This is a genomic window from Methylomonas sp. BW4-1, from assembly GCF_052474385.1.
The window spans coordinates 2,222,149-2,245,454 of sequence record NZ_CP184125.1; the positions used below are offsets into that span (position 1 = coordinate 2,222,149).

25 protein-coding genes, 1 tRNA gene and 1 pseudogene are annotated in these 23,306 nt (G+C 48.8%); 13 read left to right on the forward strand and 14 right to left on the reverse strand.

Features of this window, described 5'->3' with window-relative positions; genetic code table 11:
* Positions 1-108 precede the first annotated feature (108 nt).
* From ACH5Y9_RS10230 to ACH5Y9_RS10240, 3 genes are all read left to right on the forward strand, one after another.
* Complete coding sequence (locus ACH5Y9_RS10230; RefSeq protein ID WP_255188819.1) at positions 109-915, forward strand: class I SAM-dependent methyltransferase; 807 nt, start codon at positions 109-111, stop codon at positions 913-915.
* Positions 916-993: 78 nt separating this feature from the next.
* Positions 994-2,055, forward strand: coding sequence for a class I SAM-dependent methyltransferase (locus tag ACH5Y9_RS10235; RefSeq protein ID WP_269021861.1), 1,062 nt, complete (start codon positions 994-996; stop codon positions 2,053-2,055).
* 108 nt (positions 2,056-2,163) lie between these two features.
* Positions 2,164-3,228: a TolB family protein gene (locus ACH5Y9_RS10240; protein WP_427551198.1), complete on the forward strand. Its 1,065-nt coding sequence runs from the start codon at positions 2,164-2,166 to the stop codon at positions 3,226-3,228.
* Between the two features lie 427 nt (positions 3,229-3,655).
* Here ACH5Y9_RS10240 and ACH5Y9_RS10245 read toward each other — a convergent pair whose 3' ends face one another.
* From ACH5Y9_RS10245 to tnpA, 6 genes are all read right to left on the reverse strand, one after another.
* Positions 3,656-4,501 (reverse strand): nucleotidyl transferase AbiEii/AbiGii toxin family protein, encoded by an 846-nt coding sequence (locus ACH5Y9_RS10245; protein ID WP_445369533.1) that lies wholly within the window; start codon positions 4,499-4,501, stop codon positions 3,656-3,658.
* Positions 4,476-5,486: a type IV toxin-antitoxin system AbiEi family antitoxin gene (locus ACH5Y9_RS10250; RefSeq protein WP_445369534.1), complete on the reverse strand. Its 1,011-nt coding sequence runs from the start codon at positions 5,484-5,486 to the stop codon at positions 4,476-4,478. The genes ACH5Y9_RS10245 and ACH5Y9_RS10250 overlap by 26 nt, the downstream gene beginning before the upstream one ends.
* A 426-nt stretch (positions 5,487-5,912) precedes the next feature.
* Positions 5,913-7,352: a hypothetical protein gene (locus tag ACH5Y9_RS10255; protein ID WP_445369535.1), complete on the reverse strand. Its 1,440-nt coding sequence runs from the start codon at positions 7,350-7,352 to the stop codon at positions 5,913-5,915.
* Between the two features lie 23 nt (positions 7,353-7,375).
* Entirely contained in the window at positions 7,376-7,561 is a 186-nt protein-coding gene (locus ACH5Y9_RS10260; protein WP_445369536.1) for a hypothetical protein, read from the reverse strand.
* 377 nt (positions 7,562-7,938) lie between these two features.
* Positions 7,939-8,274 carry a DUF2956 domain-containing protein gene (locus ACH5Y9_RS10265; protein WP_445369537.1) on the reverse strand — a complete coding sequence of 112 codons (336 nt, stop codon included), beginning with the start codon at positions 8,272-8,274 and terminating at the stop codon, positions 7,939-7,941.
* A 98-nt stretch (positions 8,275-8,372) separates the two neighbouring features.
* A complete protein-coding gene (gene tnpA / locus ACH5Y9_RS10270; RefSeq protein ID WP_445369538.1) occupies positions 8,373-8,807 on the reverse strand; it encodes an IS200/IS605 family transposase in 435 nt (144 codons plus the stop codon).
* A 245-nt stretch (positions 8,808-9,052) separates the two neighbouring features.
* Between tnpA and ACH5Y9_RS10275 the strand changes: the two genes are divergently transcribed.
* The 4 genes from ACH5Y9_RS10275 to ACH5Y9_RS10290 all read left to right on the forward strand — a co-directional run bounded on the left by ACH5Y9_RS10275 (position 9,053) and on the right by ACH5Y9_RS10290 (position 11,808).
* Positions 9,053-9,559, forward strand: a complete 507-nt coding sequence (locus tag ACH5Y9_RS10275; protein ID WP_445369539.1) for an aspartate carbamoyltransferase — start codon at positions 9,053-9,055, stop codon at positions 9,557-9,559.
* 161 nt (positions 9,560-9,720) lie between these two features.
* Positions 9,721-10,485, forward strand: coding sequence for a M90 family metallopeptidase (locus ACH5Y9_RS10280; protein WP_445369540.1), 765 nt, complete (start codon positions 9,721-9,723; stop codon positions 10,483-10,485).
* 74 nt (positions 10,486-10,559) lie between these two features.
* On the forward strand, positions 10,560-10,985 hold the full coding sequence (locus tag ACH5Y9_RS10285; RefSeq protein WP_445369541.1) for a VOC family protein: 426 nt from the start codon (positions 10,560-10,562) through the stop codon (positions 10,983-10,985).
* 673 nt (positions 10,986-11,658) lie between these two features.
* A complete protein-coding gene (locus tag ACH5Y9_RS10290) occupies positions 11,659-11,808 on the forward strand; it encodes a hypothetical protein (protein ID WP_445369542.1) in 150 nt (49 codons plus the stop codon).
* 327 nt (positions 11,809-12,135) lie between these two features.
* Here ACH5Y9_RS10290 and ACH5Y9_RS10295 read toward each other — a convergent pair whose 3' ends face one another.
* The 6 genes and pseudogenes from ACH5Y9_RS10295 to ACH5Y9_RS10320 form a co-directional block, all read right to left on the reverse strand.
* Positions 12,136-12,354, reverse strand: coding sequence for a hypothetical protein (locus ACH5Y9_RS10295; protein ID WP_445369543.1), 219 nt, complete (start codon positions 12,352-12,354; stop codon positions 12,136-12,138).
* A gap of 159 nt (positions 12,355-12,513) precedes the next feature.
* Entirely contained in the window at positions 12,514-15,579 is a 3,066-nt protein-coding gene (locus ACH5Y9_RS10300) for a DUF3857 domain-containing protein (protein WP_445369544.1), read from the reverse strand.
* A gap of 112 nt (positions 15,580-15,691) precedes the next feature.
* Positions 15,692-16,368, reverse strand: a pseudogene (locus ACH5Y9_RS10305) (IS6 family transposase).
* Between the two features lie 256 nt (positions 16,369-16,624).
* On the reverse strand, positions 16,625-17,182 hold the full coding sequence (locus ACH5Y9_RS10310; protein ID WP_445369545.1) for a FlhC family transcriptional regulator: 558 nt from the start codon (positions 17,180-17,182) through the stop codon (positions 16,625-16,627).
* A complete protein-coding gene (locus tag ACH5Y9_RS10315; protein WP_445369546.1) occupies positions 17,179-17,493 on the reverse strand; it encodes a flagellar transcriptional regulator FlhD in 315 nt (104 codons plus the stop codon). Before ACH5Y9_RS10315 ends, ACH5Y9_RS10310 begins: the two co-directional genes overlap by 4 nt.
* A 1-nt stretch (position 17,494) precedes the next feature.
* Positions 17,495-18,127: a transglycosylase SLT domain-containing protein gene (locus ACH5Y9_RS10320; protein WP_445369547.1), complete on the reverse strand. Its 633-nt coding sequence runs from the start codon at positions 18,125-18,127 to the stop codon at positions 17,495-17,497.
* A 310-nt stretch (positions 18,128-18,437) separates the two neighbouring features.
* Here ACH5Y9_RS10320 and ACH5Y9_RS10325 point away from each other — a divergent pair, with 310 nt between their 5' ends.
* The 6 genes from ACH5Y9_RS10325 to ACH5Y9_RS10350 all read left to right on the forward strand — a co-directional run bounded on the left by ACH5Y9_RS10325 (position 18,438) and on the right by ACH5Y9_RS10350 (position 21,927).
* The gene (locus ACH5Y9_RS10325) at positions 18,438-18,722 is read left to right on the forward strand and encodes a flagellar transcriptional regulator FlhD (protein ID WP_445369548.1); all 285 of its coding nucleotides are present in this window, start codon (positions 18,438-18,440) and stop codon (positions 18,720-18,722) included.
* Positions 18,715-19,341: a FlhC family transcriptional regulator gene (locus ACH5Y9_RS10330; RefSeq protein WP_445369549.1), complete on the forward strand. Its 627-nt coding sequence runs from the start codon at positions 18,715-18,717 to the stop codon at positions 19,339-19,341. The genes ACH5Y9_RS10325 and ACH5Y9_RS10330 overlap by 8 nt, the downstream gene beginning before the upstream one ends.
* A gap of 18 nt (positions 19,342-19,359) precedes the next feature.
* Positions 19,360-19,962: an STAS-like domain-containing protein gene (locus ACH5Y9_RS10335; protein WP_445369550.1), complete on the forward strand. Its 603-nt coding sequence runs from the start codon at positions 19,360-19,362 to the stop codon at positions 19,960-19,962.
* Positions 19,963-19,966: 4 nt separating this feature from the next.
* Positions 19,967-20,449 (forward strand): FlhC family transcriptional regulator, encoded by a 483-nt coding sequence (locus ACH5Y9_RS10340; protein ID WP_445369551.1) that lies wholly within the window; start codon positions 19,967-19,969, stop codon positions 20,447-20,449.
* Positions 20,450-20,635: 186 nt separating this feature from the next.
* Positions 20,636-21,025, forward strand: a complete 390-nt coding sequence (locus tag ACH5Y9_RS10345) for a helix-turn-helix domain-containing protein (RefSeq protein WP_445369552.1) — start codon at positions 20,636-20,638, stop codon at positions 21,023-21,025.
* On the forward strand, positions 20,914-21,927 hold the full coding sequence (locus ACH5Y9_RS10350) for a tyrosine-type recombinase/integrase (protein ID WP_445369553.1): 1,014 nt from the start codon (positions 20,914-20,916) through the stop codon (positions 21,925-21,927). Before ACH5Y9_RS10345 ends, ACH5Y9_RS10350 begins: the two co-directional genes overlap by 112 nt.
* Positions 21,928-21,957: 30 nt before the next feature.
* On the opposite strand, the gene ACH5Y9_RS10355 is transcribed toward ACH5Y9_RS10350, so the two are convergent.
* Both ACH5Y9_RS10355 and ychF read right to left on the reverse strand, forming a co-directional pair.
* Positions 21,958-22,035, reverse strand: a tRNA-Met gene (locus ACH5Y9_RS10355).
* A gap of 52 nt (positions 22,036-22,087) precedes the next feature.
* Positions 22,088-23,179: a redox-regulated ATPase YchF gene (gene ychF, locus ACH5Y9_RS10360; protein ID WP_445369554.1), complete on the reverse strand. Its 1,092-nt coding sequence runs from the start codon at positions 23,177-23,179 to the stop codon at positions 22,088-22,090.
* Positions 23,180-23,306 lie beyond the last annotated feature (127 nt).

Consider the following 23,306-nt stretch of genomic DNA (forward strand, 5'->3'; position numbering starts at 1 on the left):
GCTTATTTCAAAGCCATCCCAGTGATGCCGTTACTAAACATGCGGCATTCAATCATTGGTAAGGCTTTGGGTTGCAATAACATTCAGACTTAATATAGGGAATTGACTATGGCTGGTTATGTTGATGAGGTTGTCATACCGTATGACCGTGATCTTGGCCCGGTGCTGTTTGAGCATTACGGTGCCGATACCGCAAGACGCGTCGCCGAGCAAGCGCCGATGGATGTGTTGGAAATCGCCGCTGGCACCGGCATCGTGACGCGTCACTTGCGTAATTTATTGGCAAAAGAAGCACGCCTGACCGCCATCGATATTAGCGATTCGATGATGGATGTGGCGAGGCAAAAGTTTCAGCCTGGCGAACAGGTAATCTTCCAAAACGCCGATGCCACCGCGTTGCCGTTCGATGACGAAACCTTCGATGCCGTGGTCTGCCAATTCGGCATCATGTTTTTCAACCGGGACAAGGGCTTTCGCGAGGTTTACCGGACCTTGAAGCCGGGCGGCCGTTATCTGTTCCGCGTCTGGGATTCGGAACGCTATAACCCATTTGCCAGTTTGAGTTTCGAAGTTCTCAAGCAATATTTTCCGTCGGATACACCGCAGTTTCTATTCGATCCCATGTCCTGCCATCAAATCGATCCACTCAAAGAGCAGTTGATTCAGATCGGTTTCGATCCAGTCGTTATTTCCGTTCAGCGCCATGTCTATGACATTCTAGATGTGACGGCGTTTGCGCGCGCCCTGGTTTACACACCCGTTATTTTTGAAATCAAGGACCGGGGCGGCATCGATCCCGAGGACATAGTCAAGGAACTGGCTGAGGCGTTCAAAAAAGAATTCGGCTCTGGCCCGACGCGTTACCCGATGCAGGCGATTCTGTTCGAGACGGAAAAGCCCCCGCTTATAATTTAACTGGCCGCAATTTCACAACGATCAAAAGATTACTCGCAATGATCTTAACAACAGAAGGCATAAGAGATGGCAATACGTTTGACAGATATTAATGAGAACAAGCTGGAACAGTTGCAGGGAAAAGTGATGGGTGATGTGGCCGGTTCACTGGGCTTGCTGATAGCCTATATAGGCGACAAACTCGACCTGTATAGCGCCTTGGCCGAGATTACTCCCGCAACCAGCCAGGAACTGGCCGACAGCACCGGAATGGATGAACGCTATCTTCGAGAGTGGCTTTCTGCCAACGCGGCGGCGGGGTATGTGAATTACGATTCAGCAGCCGGCAGATTTTCATTATCGCCCGAACAAGCCGTCGTTTTTGCCGCCGAAGGGCATCCGGCTTGCATGCAAGGCTTCTTCCAGGCAGTCATGTCTGCCTATGTCGATGAACCCAAACTGACTGAAGTTTTCCGCTCCGGTAAGGGCTTGCCCTGGAGCGATCATAGTCCTTGTTTGTTCTGCGGCACCGAACGCTTCTTCCGGCCAATGTATGCGATGAACCTGATCGATTCATGGCTGCCCGCGCTTGATGGCGTGCGCGAAAAACTCGAGGCCGGCGCCAAAGTTGCCGATATTGGCTGCGGACATGGATCTTCGACGATCCTGATGGCCAAGGCATTCCCAAATTCGACCTTTCATGGCTTTGATTTTCACGAACCGTCGATCGAACACGCACGGGAGCGGGCTCGAGCCGAAGGCGTCGCCAGCAATACGATTTTCGAAGTCGTGACAGCGAAACACTATCCCGGGAAAAACTACGATCTTGTCACGATGTTCGATGCTCTGCACGATATGGGCGACCCTGTTGGCGCTGCACTGCATATTGCAAGCTCCTTGTCCGACAGCGGAACCTTTATGCTGGTCGAGCCCTTTGCTGGCGACAGTCTGGAAGAAAACCTGCATCCTCTGGGCCAGATTTATTATTCCTTTTCCACGATGGTCTGCGTACCCGCGTCCAAGTCTCAGGAAGTCGGTTTGGGCTTGGGCGCCCAGGCCGGTCAAAAAAAACTCACCGAAGTGCTCAATACAGGAGGCTTCAGCCGAGTAAGGCGGGCGGCAATGACACCGACCAATTTGGTGCTTGAGGCAAAAGTTTAGCTATTTGATCCCAGATCAAGATCGGAAAAATTATCGCAACCAGGTTGCTGGTTCTATTGCGTTAATTTAACAAAATTAAAAAATTCATTTTAAATGAGGGGATAGTATATGAAAGAGAACTTCCGGGTTCTAACGTCTTGTTCTGTGGGGCTGATGCTGATACTGGCGCACGGAGTTTCTAATGGGATGCCTGGCATGGATATGCCGTCCGGCGCAAGCGCCCAAGCGCCCTCGTTGGCAAAAAGCATAGGCGCTCCAATCAATTCGGATGCTGCTGAATTCGAAATGACCTACAGTGCCGACGGCAAAACCGTATTGTTCGTTTCCACACGACCGGGCGTAATCGAATCAAAAGGCAACCCTTATAGCTTCGACATCTGGATGGCGCACAACGTCAATGGCCAGTGGCAAACGCCGATTCATCTGGGACCGGGCATTGACCCTAAAGTAGGTCCGAACATCAATACCGAGGCCTGGGAACTGGAACCCAGCCTATCCGATGACGGTAACGCGATTTACTTTACACGCTATCAACCCGGTAATCTTTCGACTGGCGATCTGTATGTAGTACAGAAAATCGATGGCGTCTGGCAAACTGCCAAAACCTGGAACGAGGTGCCGGAACTGCCGCACCTTAACACGCCAACCGGTGAAGAACATTGCCCGATTATTGCCTCGGATAGTCTGATCTATTTCAGCTACCAGCAACCGGGCGTCACCCAAGATAGTGACATTTGGAAGGTCGAAAAGAAAAACGGTACCTGGCAGAAACCACAGAGCCTGGGTTCACGCGTCAACTCGCCGTACCGCGATCATTTACATTGGACTGGGCTATCGAAGGATGGCAAGAGCCTGATCATCACCAGTACCCGCACCGACATGGGTTCGCGCGGCGGACATGACGAATGGATTTCGCATCAGAATCCCAAGGGCGAGTGGCAAGAGCCGCTAAACCTTGGCGACACCGTCAATACCGCCGGTGAAGACATGTGCTGGTCGTTCACGCCGGATGGCAAGAAGTTCTTCGGCGGCTGGGGACCGCAAGGCTCCTATAACATGGACGTGCTATGGCTCAACAAAGACGATGTGCCGTTGTTGAAAAACTTCGATCCCATCGGTCCACCGCCAAATCTAATGGGCAAGACTAAGGCAAAAGCCAGCGAAATTAAGTAGTTTCGGCAGGCACCGCTATGGAAGCTTATTCTGGCTTGTCACAAGTCAGAATAAGTGCCTGGTCTTGGCAAATTTGCGACATTCAATTTGTACCAGTCAATGTCGGTTTTGGGTCGAGTCGAGCCAAAGGGGACTCATAGTTGCTTGCCGAAAAGCTGCCATTCGCCGAACTTAGGAATGAAAAATTTCGCAGGCATGCTTATCGCACGGATTTGGCCGATTTCGTATGCTTACGTACGATTAACTTTAAAAAGTTTTCATCACAAGCTGTTCAATGACAGGCTTTGGCCTGAAAACTGAAAATCTTCAAACCCGCCGGTATTTGGCAATGGTTGCGATGAAGCGTGTTTGAAAAAATTAATGACTTACGCTTTAGTCAAATTTAGATGCTGAGTTGATCGAGCGTTTGGCCGACATTTTAGATTTTTCATGATTGAACTGGCTGCGTTTCAATCAAACCGCGATATAGCGCATCCAATAATTCGAGATTTTCCTGGAATTGCTCAGGTGTACTCATCATATTTTCTGCTAACCGGTAAATTTTCTGATCGCCGGTCTCATGGGCCAGAATGTCCTTGATCAATTGTTTGCTATGGGGCGTTAAGATTTTGGCTATTTCCCGGCCCATTACTCTGGCTCCGACTTGCCTGTAGTCGATCTCTTCTTTCATAAGGTCATCGTGTTTTTCCCATAATAGCGATTGATGATCTGCATCGAGAAAGTTACGCAAAATAAAGGCGATATCCAAAGCATCTTTTAATGCTTGTGGATAACGCTCACTCCAGGCGATGATTTTTAATGCCATCAAACCAACCGGTGTCACCACATTAACGTCCAATGGTGGGTTTTCCCTGAAACGAATCACTTGGGTGTTGTTATAGGCTTCCTGAAACCCCGTCACAGTCATTTTTATATCGTATTCCGGCGGCCAGAGGATGCTGCCGTTTGCTTCAATATCCCCAAAGGGAACTATATCAATCGGGATTTCGCCACGGTAGCGCAACCTCTGACTCATCTTGTCACTGACCATTTCTCCGGTTTCAATCAACTGAGTTTTGAGCTGTTCAAAATCTTGCCAGGTTGCCACTTGTACTGCTAAGTCGATGTCTCTAGTCGCTCGAGGGGCTTTGATGCCATGCAGATGTTCAAAGATAATATCTCTGGCCGTAGCGCCAATGATGAAAAACGGCAAGTTGCTTTGTTGTGCAACATCAGCGATTAAAGCGTAGATAGCTAGAATCGGTTCGTTAATCTTCCCGGAAATGTTCTGCAAGTTCGCGCTCATATAGAATTTGTGCGGTTTCGATGTTTCGTGGGTCCCCACTAGCGATCAGGTCGGCGTAAACGAGTATCGGGTTGACGATATCCGCTTGATTGAATTCGCTTTCCACATCCCAAAAAGTCTTTAGGATTTCAATATCGCCGTCAGGGTCCTTACGAAGTCTGTTTGTTATTTTAAATTGGGTTGCCCTTTCTTCCATGACGTAAAGCGTAATGATTTGGGGTTTTAAATAATGTGTCAGCTTATCAGCGGCAACTTCAGACCCCCAGTAGGCTTGCGTATTCTGCAGATCGACTGTTTGCCACCAATTCGGGTCTGTTGCACGATATCTTCCGGTTTCAAGTTTGGGTCGAAGTTGTTCCGGATAGGCAATAAGCCAGCGCTCCAATAGAATTTTGCGGTTTTTTAAACGACGGCCGCGAGAGCCCATGTCGACGATAAAACCCCACTTGGTCAAATCTCTGAATACCAAGGCAACGGTCCCTAATGCTGCCGTAGTCGTTTGCGCCATTTCACGATAAGGGACATTGACCAATTTTGGCTGACATAATAATGCATAGACTATTTTTAAGCCGATAGGGGTAAAAGCCCGATTGGTCGGTTGTACTTTTTGAGTCTCAGAAGGCTTATTACCTTTTATATACACATAGACAGGCAGCGCGTTGATATAGGTATTACCGGCGGTATCAATAAACCAGATATCCAATCCCCTCAGACGCTCCGCCATCAGTGGATTGATATAGTGAGCAACCAGTAACCCATGTTCATTCATCTGAGTGAATTGATGTTTAAGTGCGGGAATGACACTATTGGTGACTGACCTTTTCATATCAATTGCGACCGGCAAACGGCTCGTACCGGTTTCTATAAAGCCGGTTGCATCAATGTCGGTTTCATTTATCTCGATAGTGAAGCCCGTATTCTGTTTGAGTTTTTCAATGGCTTTATCGAGTAGCTCGATTTCTGGTGATTTCACGGTGAGGTGACCTGTTAGTCAATGCGCTGTTCATTATTTTAGTCTGTTCATTAAAGATGTACAGGCAAAAATAATGAACACGTGTATGTATAGGCGCGAAAAAGAAACTTTCAGACGACATACAGGATGGGTTGAAACGGATTTACAATCTGGTGATAACGAATGAGACGGACGATTTTAGTGTGCGCAAAATGTGCTTTTTTCAATTGCACCTTCTCATAAAATCAGGCTTTGCAAGGCTCACAATGACGTAATTGGCAGAATGTAGAACATTGTTTTATATGATAAATGTTAAAAATATTTCGGTCTTTGAATCCGGTAATTCAAATATGAGCATCACATTCGCTAGCAGCATCGTCATCCACTTCAAAGGCGAGAAACGCAGCAACAGCTCTCATATATCACGCACCGTTCCCAATAGCAGCATCACTCGGACGACCTTTGGCATCCAGTAAACACCTTGTCGACAGTTGCCCGAGCGGCGTTGAAAATCGCATCCCACGTTGCATTCGCCTGTTCTGATTGATTCATGAACTCATGGCTGCGTCCATAGGCAAGTAAGCGACGACCAGCGTAATCGGTAAGCCCTCCGTGGTCATCCAGCATCGCAAGCGACCGAGTACGGTTCTCTTCTGAAAACGCGTCCCCTCCCCCACCCATCGATGTATAGTAGTCAGATGCACTCTGCATCACTGCTGAATAAGCGGCCAGCGTTCGACCTGTGGCTGCGTGATCACCAAGCAGCAATGTCAGGTAAATCCGCAGCTGAAGTTGGGCCACAAAGAGCGGCAAGCACTCAATCGGACCCGTTTGACCAGCCTCGACGAGCTTTTCCAACATTTGCGACATCTGTTTAAGCCGTATTAGATCCTCGCTCTGAACTGCGGGATAGAACTCGAAATCAAGCCAAGTTTCGCGTTCGCCAGGTTTGATCTCGGCACTACTTTCATCGATATGGCGTTTGACATCTTCGATGTTCGCTTCGAATTCGCCGGGAGACATGACCTTGAACACCTCAGCCAGTCCTTTGCGGACTTGCGCTGCCGTTAGAGATGGTGGACTGCCCTGCTTCGTCCAGATGGCTTTTCCCAGTCGTCCCATTAGCGCAGACTGAGTCGCTAGTTGCGTTTCTTTCTTGGCTATTGCGTCTTCGTCGAACACAACGGTCACCCGTTCGCGGCGTTGATCCGTGTTCAATTGATCGAGTTCCCAGAGCGCACTTTCAGTGAGCGATGACAGGTAGACAATGTAATGATCCATTCGCGGGATCAGCTCAAGCACACCTTGTTTCCAGTGCTGCGCATTGAGGTAAACCGCGGCCGGGCGTCGATTAATCCATTGAATCAGCGCGTCGAAGTCATCATAGAAACGCTCCGCAGTCACCGTATCCCAATCAACTTCTTTGGGGCTAAGCACTTTGAATATTCTGCGTTGCAGCAACGAGGGCAATTTGAGAGTGAAACCTTCGGTATCCATGGTCGAGATGCCTCCCGCTATTCCGTCGCTAATCGAGAAGGCCGCCTCGAAGTCATAGCCACGCAAGTAAAGCACGTGCTTTGCTTCGGACCGTTGCAGTAATTGCCAATTCGCGCTTTTGTGACACGAGAGGACGTACATGTACACACCGATAATTTCGATCAATAGATTGTAATCAAGCATCCGAATGTCAAACAGCATAGAGCGCCCGAGTGCTGTTGATCGGATCAGTCCTTCGCTAAGACCGTCTTGATATTGCTGGTGAAGTGCTGTTGTGATTGATGACAGGTAATTGTGGAACTTGCGGTAGACGTAGTATCCCAGTAACGTCTTCGCGGCCTCGTCGAGCAACAGAAAGTCAATAGGTTCATCTGTAGCCTGTTTGTTCATACGCGCTCCTCAAGCGGGAAAGATTAGCGACTATCGACACTGTCCATGATATTCCAATCGCTAAACGATGCGGTAAGTTCCCGCGATTCTCCAGTAAATTTGAGACGCTGATCAATGGCGTCATGGTTACCCCACACTACGTTATCCAAACCGCCAGTGGCTACTTGCGTTTCGATGTCTTTGCAGTAAAGCCCTTTATCGCGTTGCACATAAAATCCGTAAGTGCGGCATGCGATGGGTCGATAGTTATATACGCGGCAAGTGCCTGCTTGTTGATTCAACATCGGACAAACAATTGGGCGAGATTGCTGCTCAGTCAGTGCGATGACGTTTTGACGGATGCTGTGCTGTAATGCTTCAGGTAATTGCGAGAACCCTTCTCGAAGCAAAGCCCATTCCGCGGTCGTTAACTGCCGAATTTCAGCCAACCGGTGTCAAAAACCCTCGCAACCACTACGACAAAGCCATGCTGGATGTTCAGCACGAATAAGCTCTACGCGTCGATCGATGTCAGTATGCAGTTCGGCAAGTATTTTCATCTGGATCAACTTTGGTCAAATCATCACGAAGGTTGCGAGTAGAGTAACTATCCAGTGACATAATAAATACCAATGCCTAACCAAGTCATTATCAGTAATGCCCAAGGTAACCAATGTTGTTGGTAGATTATGATTTCGGGTATTTCAGATTCATCCTGCTCGATCTGCGTGGCTTTTTGTTTGGCCAATTTCTTACGTTGTTTGTTTAGCTCCCTGGCTTTTTCTTTTTGCTGTCGTTTGTAAAGATCAATGCCCTGCTGGATGCCTTGAGCGATCAACTTGGTTTGTTCTTTGGTTTGCGCTGGACGTTGAATGCTCTTGGCAAGGGTTAACGCTTCTTCTTGCGTTTGCGGGGATGGCTGTTGGTATGGGTTTTTGCTCATAATCGCGCGTTAACTAGTTAAATCACCCCCGGCAAAGCCGGGGGCTTATTACGGTTAGCCCCTCAAAGGGGCGGACTACGGGAATCGCCTAAAGGCGATCAACTTTTCCAAAGGCTCAACTGCTCGTAATGCTCATCTTCTCGTTCCTGCTCTCGGATGTAATTTCGGACCATCTCTTCGTCAAGACCCACTGTCGAGACAAAGTACCCTCTCGCCCAGAAATTTTCGCCCGTGAAGTTTTTGCTCTTGCCTCGAAACGTCCGGGCAATTGAAATTGCACTTTTCCCTTTGATAAAGCCTACAACATTCGATACCGCATATTTGGGCGGAATGCTCAGACACATATGAACGTGATCCGCCATCAAATGCCCTTCCACAATCTCGCAACCCTTTTGCTTCGCCAACTCATGGAATATCGTTCCCAAATGCTTACGCAATTGTCCAAACATCACTTTTCGTCTTCGCTTCGGGATAAATACAACGTGATATTTGCAATTCCATCTCGTGTGACTCAGACTCTGATATTCTCTCATTTCGGATTCTCCGTACTTTTGATCAAGTCTCAGAGAATCCAGCTGACTGTCTTATAGGTCAAACCTTTGGGAGTCCCCCGGCAGAGCCGGGGGTTTACCGTCATTAATTATTGTCACTTTGGATTTGCTGTTGAGTTCCAGTATGTCGAAATCGAAGGTCATTGTCATTCAATGCTGATCAATTCTTCACACTTCACCTATCTAATTAGTCTAAGCTAGGTTCCTCACTAAAAAGGGGGTTGAACATGAAAACGTTGATCTTGATTGCGCTTTCTCTTTGGATAGGGTTGGCTGAGGCGAAGGAATCCGTTGTCACAAAAAAAGGTGAAAAGACGCCAGCCAGTTCGCAGCTGGTGCCCTACGATACTCAACAAGCACTCGAATCCTTTTCCAAAACCGTGCACGGCGGCATTATGCATATCATTGCCAAATCTGTAGACAACACTCAGCAAGTCAAGCTGATACAAAGCTATTTACGACAAACTGCCGCAGAGTATAAAAAAGGTGATTTTTCATCGACCGAACGTTTTCACGGTTCGAATATGCCTGGCTTAGCCCAAATGAAGTCAGCAAAAGCTGATGATATCCGCTACGACTACAAAGCACTACCGAATGGTGGGCAAATCCATTTCTCAACCGAATATCCGCATTTACTTAATGCACTACACCAGTGGTTCGACGCGCAAATTCAGGAACATGGTAGCGCGACATTACCTGATCATGATGGGCATCATGGCTCTCCGGCCGAGTAGCGTGGACTGATTTCATTATTTTAGGATGGCTTGTGTTAGTTCCACCAAACACAAGCCACACTGTTGAAATGTCTAAGACAGTTTAGGTCGTTGATATTGAATACGTAGGATCAAAGAGTACGGCTTTGTTTAGTTAGCGTTGTCTGCGCCGTTATCTTGATATGAATTTCGTCAAGCGTTTTAAAACCCGCTACATTTTGCACCGGCATGCCATCAAGCCGAATGTCTGGCATGCTGTTATCGAACGGTTAGAACTATTGCACCGACTGAGCGCAGTAGAGAAGGCGCACCTGCGTTCACTGAGTACGTTGCTTCTTCACGAAAAGCGGTTTATTGGTGTCGGAATAATCATCACTGATGACATGCGGGTTACGGTTGCCGCGCAAGCCTGTTTGCCGATTCTATATCTAGGCTTGGATTTATTGTCAGCATGGACCGATATTGTGATTTACCCCACTGCTTTCTTCGTTAATCGAGACCAGGTTGATGAATATGGCATAGTTCACCCGCAGGAGCGTCTTTTGAGCGGCGAGGCCTGGTCGAGAGGGCCAGTGATTTTGTCATGGTCAGACATTGAACAGGATATACGCAAGTGTCATCAAGGCCATAACGTCATTATTCATGAAATAGCCCACAAACTCGATATGCTGGATGGCAGCAGTAATGGCATGCCGCCTTTGCATTTCAAGATGCCTATTCCTGAGTGGACTGCGGCGTTAAGCGAAGCCTATAGAACACTGCAGCAACATGTTCAGCACTATGAACGAACCTGTGGGAATCCTTACGCTGCCAGCAGCCCCGCTGAATTTTTTGCTGTTTTTAGTGAATACTTTTTCACGGCACCTGACGTACAGAGCAGGCATTTTCCTTTAGTCTATAAGCAACTGGCGCAATACTACCGGCAAGTACCATATGTTTGCCAATAGCATTGACATATTGCGACGTAAAATGGTCTAGCCTGGCAGGGTTGTTGATAATCACTTGGGAGGAAATAAAAGGCATGAAGCAAACTATCAGTTTTGTCACTTTAGGCGTATCTGATCTCGATAAAAGTCGTCGCTTTTACAAGGCATTGGGGTGGATTGAATCATCTGGTAGTAAAGCAGAAGTCGCTTTTTTCCATGTTGGCAGTATCGCCTTTGCCCTGTTCGGTCGCGATTCACTGGCTGATGATGCGAATGTGTCCCCTGAGGGTTCAGGCTTCCCTGGATTTTCATTGGCTCACAACGTGGCATCGGAAGTTGACGTTGACGCGACACTACTGGAAGCCGTGACTGCTGGGGGTAAATTGATACGCCACGCAGAAAAGACATCTTGGGGCGGATTGAGGGGCTACTTTGCCGATCCGGATGGTTTCCTGTGGGAAGTCTGTTACAACCCTTACTTTCCCTTAGATGAAGAGGGTTTCCTACATCTGCCGAAATAACCTGCGTTTTGTTTACGTTAGTTTTGAACTGACTGCCTACCGATTCAGAGCTGCGCAGTGTATGACAATCTTCACGGAATTTTCTCTGATAAAGGCTTATGCTTTTTACCAAAGCAAACGAATTGGAGGGTTGTGTCATGTATGCAGCGACTATAGATAGACATGCCTTAAATGGCCTATTCGACAACCAAAAAAAGTTGGATGACCTGTTTGATTCCATCTTTGACGATGACAATTACTTCATCAGCAGTACTATCACTTCGCAGCCCTACACAGTGCCCAAACCGACTCGGACATTTACACCCAAGCCAAGTCCAGTGAGGGATTCTCTGTTGAGGGTAAAAGAGCAAACCCCTTACTTTTTCTTACTACCCATCGTATTGGAAATTGCCGCTATTTATTTTGTGGTGGCCCATCTACTTTAGCCTATTGGCATTGTTTCGATATACGTTGGCGATAGGGAGTAATCATCACGGATGGCCGATCAGTCATTTCGCTGGCTTGGTAGCAATGCTAAAAAATATTTCACCAGAACTTAATCAGCTAATGCTTTGAGTTTTGGTCTTTTTCCTTTCTACACGCAACAGGTTGTTGCGGCGTATCGACTTGTTATTTCGGTAGAAACTGAAAAAATGCGCATTCGTCATCTATGTGGTTTTGAGGCAGGGCCAATATGAAAGTTTTACTGATTTTGTTAACGTCACTTTTTTCAATCGCCATTTTGCTGGTTGCTGGTTTTCAGTTCATCCGGCTTTTAGTGAATGAGCTAACTGAAATGGTTGTAGAGGCTTGGCGTAGTCCTGAAATGCCGCCGTCTCACTGAGTTCCCGCTGTTTGTTATTAAACAAGAAGACATTACTCGTATCCGATTTTGGCCATTCACGAAAGTCGATAGGCAATTCCATTAACGGTGCGGTGATACAAGACTTTAACGATCCATCCGTCGCAATGTAGAGTTGTTTGGACGACTTGAATTGCTGATTAGTAGTTATAGTATCCATTGCAGCCATGTTCGGTAATTGAATGTGTCACCACTTTAGTGGGGATTTCTTACAGTCGACTTAAGAAAATATCAAAGCGATTAGCCGCTTAGTTTAAAAACCTCGCCTAAACTGCGACTCACTGGAGTCTAGTACAAAAAGCAAGCCGCCTATACCGCACTATCGAATTTACTGACGAAACTGACTTGGAAGTTTTGCTGGGTAATGCCGGATGCAATACATTTGCTATGACGGATGTACGAGTCGTAAACACCTTGCCCGCCATGGGATTGCATATTCCGGTAGCCATCGTAGCCTTTAGGTGCCAAGAAGGCATGGTTGATCTGTTGGGTCAGGGTCATGTGCGGTTTAATCGATTGTTTTGGCATGGTGGTTTCCTGGCTTTTAAAAACTGAATTACATTACAACGTCTACATCAGGATATCTGTGATTCAGTGTTCGTTATTTAAACGATTGAAACTCGTAATCACTAGCTAAACCAAGTTAGAAGTCCCCTTAAAGAGCAGTAAATCAACAACATTGCCCCATCACCTCACCAATGTCGCCCGCTGTTCGTCGGTCATCAGGCGGGACGCTTGTTGGCGGGCTTGGGCGGCGTTGGGGTCTCCCAGGGCTTCCAGGGTTACCGCGTAATTCAGCCACAGGTTGCCGTGGGATGGAAATTTGCGTGTTCCCTGCTCCAGCACGTTTTGCGACTCCAGATCGCGGCCAACGCGATGCAGAAAAAAGCCGTAGCTCGATACCGCATCAGGATTGTCCGGCGCCAGTTCCACCCATTCTTTAAACGCCGGTTCGGCGCGCAGGTTGTCGTTAGCCATCGCCGCGGCCGTAGCCAAGGCCGCGGCGGCCATAGGCTGTTTCGGGAATTTTTCGTTGACGCCGATCGCGACTGCCAAAGCCTCGTCGTAACGGCGGCTTTCGATCAGTGCCCTGACATGTTTATAGGCTAAATACGGGTCGCCTGGTTCGCGTTCTGCCGCGCGGCGGGCCGGGTCGATGGCGCGTGCCGGCCGGCTGGTTACCGAGAAATAGCGCGCTAAGGCGCTCTCCAGCCCCGCGCTGGGCACGGGTTGCGAGGCAATGACACCGGTGATCAGCTTATCGGCACGCTCCTGCTCGCCGGCCATCCACATTAAGCGCGCCAAACTATACAAGGCCTCCGGCTCCGCCGGATGCCGCGCCAACACCGTTTCCCAGGCAGTCCGCGCCGCGCCGAATTCGCCCATTCGCTCCGAGATGCGCGCCAAATCGGAATATACCCTTTCCGGCGCACCGGCCTGGCTTCCCAAGCGCTTCAATAATTCCAAGGCCTGAGACAATTGGCCGCGCGCTTCAAATAATGCCGCCTGCAACTGCTCCGGCAGGATGTCGCCGGCCCGCAGACTGCGCGCCTTCTCAAGCGCCTGTTCCGCTTCAGCGAAATGGCCGGTGCGGACTGCGGCTTCGCTAAACATCATTTGAAAATCGAAATTGTTGCGGTAATTGGGCACAACAGCGGCGGCCAACTCGTAACCCTGGGTGAATTCGCCGCGTTTGACATGTTCGAAAGCCTTTGAACCCGCCGCTTCTATACCGCCGGCCTCGCGAACGATACGGTTGTTGCCGGCATTGCCAAGCCAGCCGGCCGCCAAACCGCATACCACGGCAAGAACAGGGAAAAAGCGCAGCGTGGCAGCCACCGGTTTAAAAGCCGGGGTATGCACCAAAGCGCCGGCTCGTTCCAGCGCAATGGCGCGTTGCTGGCAATAGGTCGGCCATTGCTCGGCCGGGATTTCTGTAGCGGTGCTTTCCCAACGGTAATCGAAGCGAACTTCGTGCCGGCGCGACTGGATATCGGCCTGATAGAGAAAGCCCGGCCCTTCGTGGCGGAAGGTGCCGGCTTTCTGTTTTTTCACCGCTTTACCGCGGACGACGACACTGTGGCAGACCCGCAGCGGATGGCGCAATTGGAAAGGCTGCGCGCGTTGCTGGTGCGGATCGATGGTTTCCACGGCTAAAAACAGGCCGTGGGCGCCGTAGCTGAAAAAGTCGGGCGGTTTGCGCTCGGCCTGCCCCCAGGTCGGCAAGCCGTGGCGGCTGCGTAATTCGATGCGGTTGCCGTCGCTTTCGTCGTTGATCTGTAGACTGTCCGGATTTGGTTGCAGTGCCAGAAAATTCTGCTGCAAGGCCTCGATTCGATGTTTAGCAAATTGGCGTTGGCCTTGGTTCAGGATTGCCGCCCTGATGTCGTCGGCCAGCCAGCCTGTGGCCTCCAGCAACTGCTCGACGGCACCGTTAACCCCTCGCCGGTCCAGGATGAATGTTTCGGTCAGGATCAGTTCGGCGAGGCCAGCTGGCGGCAATTCGAGCAAGCCATCCGTCGTCGGGTCGATCGCCAAACCGGCACCGAACGGCAGCGCGTTCAGATGCGCCAGATCGCCGCCCTGGCCGACGACGGTCGGATCGGCAAAATATCGTTGGCCGTCGAATTCGAAGCCGACGATCACATGGTTGAAACAGGCCGTGGATGGCATCAAGCGTTTGATGCCGTCACGCCAGCCGCTGGCGACCAATACCGGCCTCGCCGCGATGCCCAGCTCGCGCAGCATGGCCGCCAACAAGATCGACTTATCCTTGCAGTCGCCGAAGCGCCGCCTCAACACCGTGCCGGCGCCGTTCGGCAACATGCCGGCGCCGTGGCCGAAATCGACGCTCAAATAGCGGATATCGTTTTGCACAAAACGCAGCGCGGCGATTATGGATTCGGCGCGAGTTTTGCCGACGACCAGATGTCGCGCTTCGGCGGCGACGCTTGCCGAATCGTCTTGCGCGGCATCAGCCCACAATTCGGCGAAAAAGCGCGCGACCTGGCCCCAAGACTGCCAGGCGCTGGCTTCCAGCACCGGAAATGTCCAGTGCCCGCCCGGCACATTGCCCTCAGCCTGGAAGATGGGCGGCCGCTCGAAACACCAACTCACGCCATCCGTTTCAGCGGTCTCACTCGGCGCCGGCACGGCGTCCGGCGCATGCAAACGCCAGCGCAGATCATGGCCGGCAGATACGCGCAAGGCCAAACAGTAGTGCGCCACCGGTACGCTCCAGGCCAGGAAATGCAGGGCGGTGAACAGCAGACCCGGCAGCGGTTCGCGCGGCAATAGGGTCCAGGACAAATCAATCACGTCGCCAATCCTCACGTCTTCCAGCAAAGCCACCAGTGATACGTAACCTTTCAGCGTTTGCTGCTCGAACTGCTGCTCGCGCTGTCTGAGCAAAAAAGCCTCTTTGGCCACCGGCTCGCGCTTTTGCCAGGCACCGTCGGTGGCCATGCGCCAGATCGCTAATTCGTGGAGTTGTAAACGCTGGGCGGCCGGATCGAACTCGACCATCACTTGGCTTTGGGTCTGCACCGCAGACAGCGAAGCCAGCATCATAACAGTGCGTGCATAAAGCGCCTGGCTGGCGACATGGTGTTGTTCGTCGATCAGCAAATAACCGAAACCGTGGCCCTCTCCGGGCCGCCAGGCCCAATCCACAGAACGCTGTTGTACCCAGTAGGCCGGCGGCTGTACCAACCATTCGGCTTGTTCGATCGGCACGTGTTTGCGTATCGACATGAAAGTCCTCTTCTCGTTATTTTATCGAATGGGGGCGTATACCATGGCCGTATGGCGCAAGGTTCTGTTGCGTTAATTTTTAAAGGGTGATCAGCGTACTATGGCCACAATATTAAGCGGATAACGAATAGAATCGGTCTGCGACTGTCAGCTCTTCGCCATTGACAGCGCACATTTGTCCTTTTCGATCATATGCATCAGCTGGATGCCACAAAGGTCCGTCTGGCGGAATTAAAATTCATAAACCGAACATCGGTCGGATAATCAGCTTGATGACCCGGTGACCCTGTTCGACGATATTGTTCAAATATTTGATTTGGTGAATGTCGATGATTGAACCGGAATCTTCCTGAGTCTATTCCAGGGCTGCCTAGTTTGATCCGCTTTTGTCGGTCGTGACCTTTTCCGGCCGACCGTGTAGGCCTATCGCCTTAGTAAAGAAACGTAACGCCACCTTCCGGTCTCGACGTGCGGTCAACAAAAAATCAATGGTGTACCCTTCTTGGTCGACAGCCGGATATAAATACTTCCAGTCGCCATTTACCTTAATATTGGTTTCGTCCATGCGCCAAGTTCTGCCAACCGGGATTATGTACTTTGTCCGAAAAACGCCTCAAGCTTGGGTGCGAACTTTTGAATTCAACGGTAGATGATGCTGTGATCTACCGAAATGCAACGGTCGACCATCATCTGTGCGATATTTCGATAGCTCAAAGTTTACGCTAGATACCACCGGACGCAAATCAGAATGAATGATTTTTCGAAACGGTGACCTTTGAAGCTAATCATGAGCGGTTACCCTCACGAATAACCGCGCATCACTCGGGGCCGAGACGGTGGGCTAGACCTTATCTCGTGGAGGACTTTCAACCCCTATCCTTTGCCAGCTTGTCCTGGCGCACTCAACTATGGGGTCGTCACATGCAAATTTTTCTCAGTGAATTTAAAAATCTTGGATGTCGGCTTTCAAGATAGCCATGACTATGAAGCCGGACTTAGTGAAAAGGCTAAATCGTCAATCGTTCAATTCAATTGCTGACCAAACTTAAGGCGTGTTTGGGCGAAATGAGTTAACGTTTGCATCTGCCAATTCACAAAATTGGCAAACCGGCCGGAATTTGCTCTCGTAGAAAACTGAATAATTATGTCGACAGCGGGGGCAATATTTCAAGGCGACTTGTCCTTTACGCATACCTTGCGCTAAAACCCAGGCTTCGTTGAAGTTGGCGGGTCGCACTTTTCCATAAGGCCGCTCTTCGGGAATAAGGTGTTCAAAGGTTCGATGAAAATAATCCCATGCAAATAAAATAGCAGGCACGTCAAGTTGCGATTGGGTATCAACCTTGCTGGTGATTTGATAGATGGACAAGAATAACGTCAGATAGAGAAACGACTCGCGTGATGCCGGGATGGTTTTAACCACCGGCAGTTGTCCGTTCGATGGACCGTGTAAATGAATGGCGTAGTGTATGGCTTTAAGTTCGTGCTGGCTGATGGTTTTAATATGCGCTTTGACGAACGTCGGCCGCAGTTTCCGCTTCAGTAATTGATAGGCAAGATAATGATCTCTGAGCCGGTCTTCGTAGGTGTACCAAGCACTCATGCTGTATTGCCGAATCCCGTTAGCAACATTAACAAGTCACGCGCCTGGCTATCACACGCATCTCCCTCATGCACTGACTGATCGACCTGAAGATAACGCCCCCAATAGCTGGCATTGAATCTGGGCGTAAAAGCCATGCATTCTCGCTGTGCGATTTCCCTAATTTGCTGGACTTGCAATTTTTTCAAAATACTCACGGCTTCTGGCGTTAATCCCAAGCTAAACATCGCCTGTTCTTCTTGTCCGGACAGCACCATTTCCCGTGCTAACAGCAGATAATCTAATTGCAGATGATAGAGGCTCTCCTCCATCTCAAATCACCTGTTTCACTCGGTCAGCTATGGCCATCACACTTTGTCCATAGGTTTTCGCTGCCTTTTTATCCTTCCAACTATAGTAGCGCCCAATCCCTAAAGCCAAATCATGCGGGGCTGAGCGAATCGCGGTTGCTAAGAGTTCGGCACCTATTTGTACATTGGTAATGGGATCCAGTAATTGCGCCGGCGCGCTCACTCTGTGACCATGCCAGCGGACATTGATTTGCATTAACCCCACGTCTACCAACCGATTGCCTTCATCTATCGATTGTTTGAGCAAGGCATGGGCCTCCCGCTGGGAAGCTGGCATCAAGGATTGTCCGGATTTATTCAGTGCCCATGGCCAGGGTTTTACCGCGGTCGGATCGGTATCGTTCGCGGATTCTTTTAATGCAACCGCATACAGGATGTAAGGATCCAAATGGTGCTGCTTTGCAATCTGCCACCAAAGCGTATTTTGTAGCGTGCGTGCGGCGCTAGTCGCTCGCGCCTGTTGGCTGACATTGCCATGGGCTAAACACGATGCACTACAGACCATAAAGCTCACCAAAATCGGCAGCGGATAGAGATAATGCTGTTTAGCGGTGCATAGCCGTCGGAAACCGGATTTCAAATCGATAGTGTGCATAGCAGAAGTGACTGGTAAGGTTGCCCCGAGTCTACTGAAAAATTCACTATTTCAAGCGTTCAAAAAAGGCCTTATTTCGACCTAATTACGCCCTCAATAACTCCCCAACAAATCAATTTATCGAAAATACAAGCGGTTACGCATTGTCAAGCACTTTTTATAGCTGAAGTACTTCCTGACACCTTTCCAAGCCACATTCGGCAAGGCTTTGCGCGGAAAGTACCCCAAAATCACCCACTTTCCGCGCGTGACGATTACAAAACCAGTCTTTTAGTATTGCCCCATGTCGTAATTCATTAGAGAACAGAGCATGGCCACCCTAGAAGACGATCTGACGCAACTGAATTTTCAATATCTGATGCTATTGAGAGAATGTGCCCGAAGCAATCCCATGGAAGCCGCCTGGCGGTTTGGTGTTATTCCGGAGACGGTCGATCGTGTAGCCGATTTGTCGCTGGAACAGATTAAAGAACAGGCGGCGATTAACCGTGCCGTGATCAGTTTGCTGCCATTGGGTAACCACCCCGTTTCAGCCGCCGCTCATGCGGCCTTGCTGGTTCATGGTGCACATGATCAGGGTGATCATCATGGATAACGGCGGCTTCGTTGACTTGTCGCATTTTGGCGCTGAACTGATGTTGGCAAAGACATTGTTCGACTACGGCGCCCGAACACCGGTGGTTTCTGCTCTCTGTGGAATCAAACGTAAAACAGCCACACGCATTTACAGGCTTGCGCAAGAACAAGCACCAATTAAAGGCATGCTGCCTTGGGATCCACACTGGATAAGCCGTTCAACCATTAACAATCTGCACGCCTCGATATTTTTGGGATTGATTCAGGATTATGTGTCCGTTCGTGCCAATGGTACTGAGTTTGGGTTGCAGATTTGCAATGCATATGCATTGTATTGCCGCATCGTTGCCCACAATCCCAAGCCCTGCGACCGGGAGGCAAGATTCGAACACCACAGAGTGTTGGATATCAATCGGGCATGGCAGCTGACAAGGCAATTTCATGCCTCTGCATTGCATTTTGTGATGTGTCTTTGCTGTCAAGCGGGATTCCTGATCCCCAGCCATGAAGATAACCAGACTGTGCACTGTCCGGTATGTGGAAACAAAACTGGCAGTGTAGCCCGTCAACATCGAATTTCGCGGCCATTTTCACAAAATGCCGGCAAAACTTTGGCCATATGTCTTGACCGTTTCTAACGGCCAAGGAGAGTCATAATGTATTTACTTGTTCACTCAATTCAATCTCGAACCCCACTGGATACGGCGGAAGGAAAAAATTTAGCCGGCCTGGCACGAGAATGCTTTTTCAGCCATCAACCGTTAATCCTTGACTTTGTCAACGTCGAGCTGGTTACCGCGCATTTTTGCCAAGCGTTATTGTGCCCGTTGACGAACGAATTCGGCGCGGATTATTTAAATCAATGGTTGCAGATAAAAAACCTGTCCTCCCACGTCAGGCAAATCATACAGTCTGCTATAGGTGAATTGGATGATTATTTTGATTGTTTGGAGCGCGCAGAGGCTCAGAGTGCTGATCAAGAAATCACGTCGTTGAATTGTTTATGGCTTATCAAAGCCCGTGATCTCTGTCGAGATAACCCTCTGTTCGCTGGTTTTATGCTGGGCATTTCGGATAAGGCGTTAATTGAGGCCATTGGTCGTTTGTCAATTGAGGACATTGAGCATATCGCTCAATCGGGTTGGCTGTGTTTTGCGCCAAGGATTTCAAATCATTTTTTTGAGTACATAAATCGCAAGCAGCACACTGCCGTAGATGTGTTGCTGACGTTAAGGGAGGGCGTGAATCATGGAGGCTAAAAAGATGATCAAAACGCTTAAACAGTATCAGTTGGCCATTACCCTGATTCAACGCCAAGCCAGAATTGCGGTAATTGTCCGCGAAACTACCATCCCCAGAGAGCTGATAAAGGCCACTTACAAGGAGATTCTGGGGCGATCTGGTAGTTCGGGCCCCATCAAAGAGTCAATTCGTGGCTTGACGCACAACATGAAACGGTACAAGGAAGCCACGCTCTTCGCCAAGATATTTCGTGCAATTGAAGCCGAAAACAGTCACGGCGAAATTGATAACGTTATCCAGGCATTCGATTTTTTTAAAATTTCCTTGCCCGGTGGCAACCTCGATTTCACCACGGCATGGTTGGTGGCACGAGACTTGAGAAATAAAAAATTGGCGATGTCGGAATGTGGTCATTGTTATTCAGCGGTATTGATCATTTTGGGCAGCGAAAAGCCGCTGGAGCGGTGTTGTGTTTGCAAAACGGCTTTAAAAACTTGCCTCTAGGACAAACGGTATGCCCATCAGCTATAAGTGCTTGGTGGGCAAATCATCCAACGTTAATTCGGGACACATTAAGGCAAGTTAAATGATGAAAAGTTATAACAATCTATCTTCTATTCGGTTTAATAGAAATATTAACAAAAACATAAATCTCCAACTCAAAAAAACGTGTATAGCGGGTAAATCTCAATGAGATCTAAAACATTCACATCTGATATCGCCAAAGAACATAGGCAAGATCATGAATCGCTTACCCTTGCACAAACATTAGATGTAGAGGCTGCTTCTAAGCTCCTCAGAATCCATCCTAGTACCCTTTTAGCCAAAGCACGTGCTGGTGAAATTCCAGCTGCCAAACCTGGAAAATGTTGGATATTTATAGAAAACGACTTGCTTAACTGGCTTCGTGGCCTTTATATTTATAAATGGCAAAACGTAGGTGGTTATCAAAACGGAGATGAAACCACATGCTCTTTAAAAGAAAAAATAGCGAAAACTGGTATTACAAGTTTACCGTCAAAGGAAAAGTTCTATACCACTCTACTGGAACCAGCGACAAAGAAAAAGCCCAGGAAATAGCTGATAAGGTCAAAGCCAATGCTCATGACGTTATCAAACTTGGAGAAAAACCCAGATATTTATGGCAAGACGCCGTCATCCGTTGGCTTTCCGAATCTGAGAAAAAATCAATCGATACAGATAAGTATCATTTGAAATGGCTTAGAAAATACCTGGATGACGTATATTTGGATAACATTGATGAACTACTCATTGAAAAGATCATTAAGGAGAAGCTAAAAGTTGCAGGGAAAACACGGGTAAATCGAACCACAGAGCTTGTACGTTCAATTCTTAACAAAGCCATGAAAGAGTGGAAATGGATTGATTCAACGCCTTATATTCGTCGTTTTAAAGAAGGTAACAATCGCTTACGTTGGCTAACCAAAGATGAGGCAGCCAGATTGATCAAGGAATTGCCTGAACATACTAAAGCAATGGCTATGTTTACTTTGGCAACAGGTTTAAGAGAATCAAATGTAACTCATCTTGAATGGTCTCAAATCGATCTTCTACAAAAAATCGCCTGGATACATGCAGACCAGTCAAAAAGCGATAAAGTTATTCGAGTTGCACTTAACCAAGACGCAATTTGCGTTTTAGTAAGTCAATTAGGAAAACATCCCTTAAGAGTATTTACGTATCGAGGAAAACCAGTTACTAAAGTGGGAACCAAAAATTGGCGAAACGCCCTTAAGCGAGCAGGTATCGAAAACTTTACTTGGCATGGTTTAAGACACACATGGGCAAGTTGGCATGTTCAGTCAGGAACACCCTTGAATGTCTTGCAGCAATTAGGTGGGTGGTCTAGCTATGATATGGTGCTTAGATATGCTCACCTTGCACCGGATCATTTGAGTGACTTCGCTAACAATGTTACAGGTATCGTTGCAAAATCGGTTGCAGTCGAAAATGTAACTTGATTAAGAAACGCACTAACTTATTGATTTAAATGGTGGCGACACCGGGAATTGAACCTGGAACCTCGGGGTTATGAATCCCGCGCTCTAACCGGATTGAGCTATATCGCCACTGGGAACAGCTTTGAAAAGACGCGCATTATAGGGCGCGTCTTTTCTATTGTCAAACATTGAAACGAAAGTGCATCACGTCCCCATCCTGGACTCTATACTCTTTGCCTTCCAAACGCCATTTACCGGCATCTTTGGCACCTTGTTCGCCGCTATAAGCTATAAAATCCGCATACGAGACAACTTCGGCGCGGATGAAACCTTTTTCGAAATCGGAATGGATCACGCCCGCCGCCTGCGGCGCGGTGGCGTTGACCGGAATCGTCCAAGCCCTGACTTCCTTGACGCCAGCAGTGAAATACGTCGAGAGATTCAAGAGCTCGTAGCCAGCACGCACCACCCTATTCAAGCCCGGCTCTTCCAAGCCCAAATCTTCGAGAAATTCTTTCTTTTCGTCTTCATCGAGCTGCACGATTTCGGCTTCTATCGCGGCGCAGACGGCAACCACTTTGGAACCTTCCTTCTCGGCAAAAGCCTTGACCTTATCCAACATCGGGTTATTGTCGAATCCATCATCTTGGACGTTGGCAACATATAGAGTCGGTTTGATGGTGATCAGACATAATTCCTTGATAAGTTTAGCCTCGTCCTCGGTCAAGCCTAAAGTACGCACGGCTTCTCCGGCGTTTAGATGCTCCAGGACTCGCTCCAAAACTTCTTTCCTAGCCAATTCGTCTTTGTTACCCGATTTGGACGCTTTTGCAGCCTTTTGCAAGGCTCTTTCCACGGAAGACATATCGGCCAGAGCCAATTCGGTATTGATGACTTCGATATCGTTAATCGGATCGACCTTGCCGGCAACATGAATCACATTGTCGTCTTCAAAACAGCGCACGACATGGACGATGGCATCGGTCTCGCGAATATTCCCCAGAAATTGGTTGCCCAATCCTTCGCCTTTCGAGGCACCTGCCACCAAACCGGCTATATCGACAAACTCAATCGTGGTGGGCAACACCCGTTCCGGTTTAACGATTTCCGCGAGTTTATCCATGCGCGGATCAGGAACCGGCACGACGCCGACGTTAGGATCGATAGTGCAGAAAGGATAATTTTCGGCGGCGATAGTCGCTTTAGTAAGCGCGTTGAACAAAGTTGATTTACCGACGTTGGGCAGCCCAACGATTCCGCAGTGTAGTGCCATGGATTTTATACAGAAGGATTAGTTTAACGGGAGCCGGATGAACCGGAAGAGTGCGGGCGCGATTATACAGCGAATTTAAGAATACGGCCGAGCCGATGCGAGAAGTAGCGCATCGCTTGCGAGCGAT

Excerpts from the sequence above, each read along its gene's own strand:
- ACH5Y9_RS10230 (WP_255188819.1), top strand. The coding sequence starts at position 109 with ATGGCTGGTTATGTTGATGAGGTTGTCATACCGTATGACCGTGATCTT.
- ACH5Y9_RS10240 (WP_427551198.1), top strand. The coding sequence starts at position 2,164 with ATGAAAGAGAACTTCCGGGTTCTAACGTCTTGTTCTGTGGGGCTGATG.
- ACH5Y9_RS10255 (WP_445369535.1), bottom strand. The coding sequence starts at position 7,352 with ATGAACAAACAGGCTACAGATGAACCTATTGACTTTCTGTTGCTCGAC.
- ACH5Y9_RS10265 (WP_445369537.1), bottom strand. The coding sequence starts at position 8,274 with ATGAGCAAAAACCCATACCAACAGCCATCCCCGCAAACGCAAGAAGAA.
- tnpA (WP_445369538.1), bottom strand. The coding sequence starts at position 8,807 with ATGAGAGAATATCAGAGTCTGAGTCACACGAGATGGAATTGCAAATAT.
- ACH5Y9_RS10275 (WP_445369539.1), top strand. The coding sequence starts at position 9,053 with ATGAAAACGTTGATCTTGATTGCGCTTTCTCTTTGGATAGGGTTGGCT.
- ACH5Y9_RS10280 (WP_445369540.1), top strand. The coding sequence starts at position 9,721 with ATGAATTTCGTCAAGCGTTTTAAAACCCGCTACATTTTGCACCGGCAT.
- ACH5Y9_RS10285 (WP_445369541.1), top strand. The coding sequence starts at position 10,560 with ATGAAGCAAACTATCAGTTTTGTCACTTTAGGCGTATCTGATCTCGAT.
- ACH5Y9_RS10290 (WP_445369542.1), top strand. The coding sequence starts at position 11,659 with ATGAAAGTTTTACTGATTTTGTTAACGTCACTTTTTTCAATCGCCATT.
- ACH5Y9_RS10295 (WP_445369543.1), bottom strand. The coding sequence starts at position 12,354 with ATGCCAAAACAATCGATTAAACCGCACATGACCCTGACCCAACAGATC.
- ACH5Y9_RS10300 (WP_445369544.1), bottom strand. The coding sequence starts at position 15,579 with ATGTCGATACGCAAACACGTGCCGATCGAACAAGCCGAATGGTTGGTA.
- ACH5Y9_RS10310 (WP_445369545.1), bottom strand. The coding sequence starts at position 17,182 with ATGAGTGCTTGGTACACCTACGAAGACCGGCTCAGAGATCATTATCTT.
- ACH5Y9_RS10315 (WP_445369546.1), bottom strand. The coding sequence starts at position 17,493 with ATGGAGGAGAGCCTCTATCATCTGCAATTAGATTATCTGCTGTTAGCA.
- ACH5Y9_RS10320 (WP_445369547.1), bottom strand. The coding sequence starts at position 18,127 with ATGCACACTATCGATTTGAAATCCGGTTTCCGACGGCTATGCACCGCT.
- ACH5Y9_RS10325 (WP_445369548.1), top strand. The coding sequence starts at position 18,438 with ATGGCCACCCTAGAAGACGATCTGACGCAACTGAATTTTCAATATCTG.
- ACH5Y9_RS10330 (WP_445369549.1), top strand. The coding sequence starts at position 18,715 with ATGGATAACGGCGGCTTCGTTGACTTGTCGCATTTTGGCGCTGAACTG.
- ACH5Y9_RS10335 (WP_445369550.1), top strand. The coding sequence starts at position 19,360 with ATGTATTTACTTGTTCACTCAATTCAATCTCGAACCCCACTGGATACG.
- ACH5Y9_RS10340 (WP_445369551.1), top strand. The coding sequence starts at position 19,967 with ATGATCAAAACGCTTAAACAGTATCAGTTGGCCATTACCCTGATTCAA.
- ACH5Y9_RS10345 (WP_445369552.1), top strand. The coding sequence starts at position 20,636 with ATGAGATCTAAAACATTCACATCTGATATCGCCAAAGAACATAGGCAA.
- ACH5Y9_RS10350 (WP_445369553.1), top strand. The coding sequence starts at position 20,914 with ATGCTCTTTAAAAGAAAAAATAGCGAAAACTGGTATTACAAGTTTACC.
- ychF (WP_445369554.1), bottom strand. The coding sequence starts at position 23,179 with ATGGCACTACACTGCGGAATCGTTGGGCTGCCCAACGTCGGTAAATCA.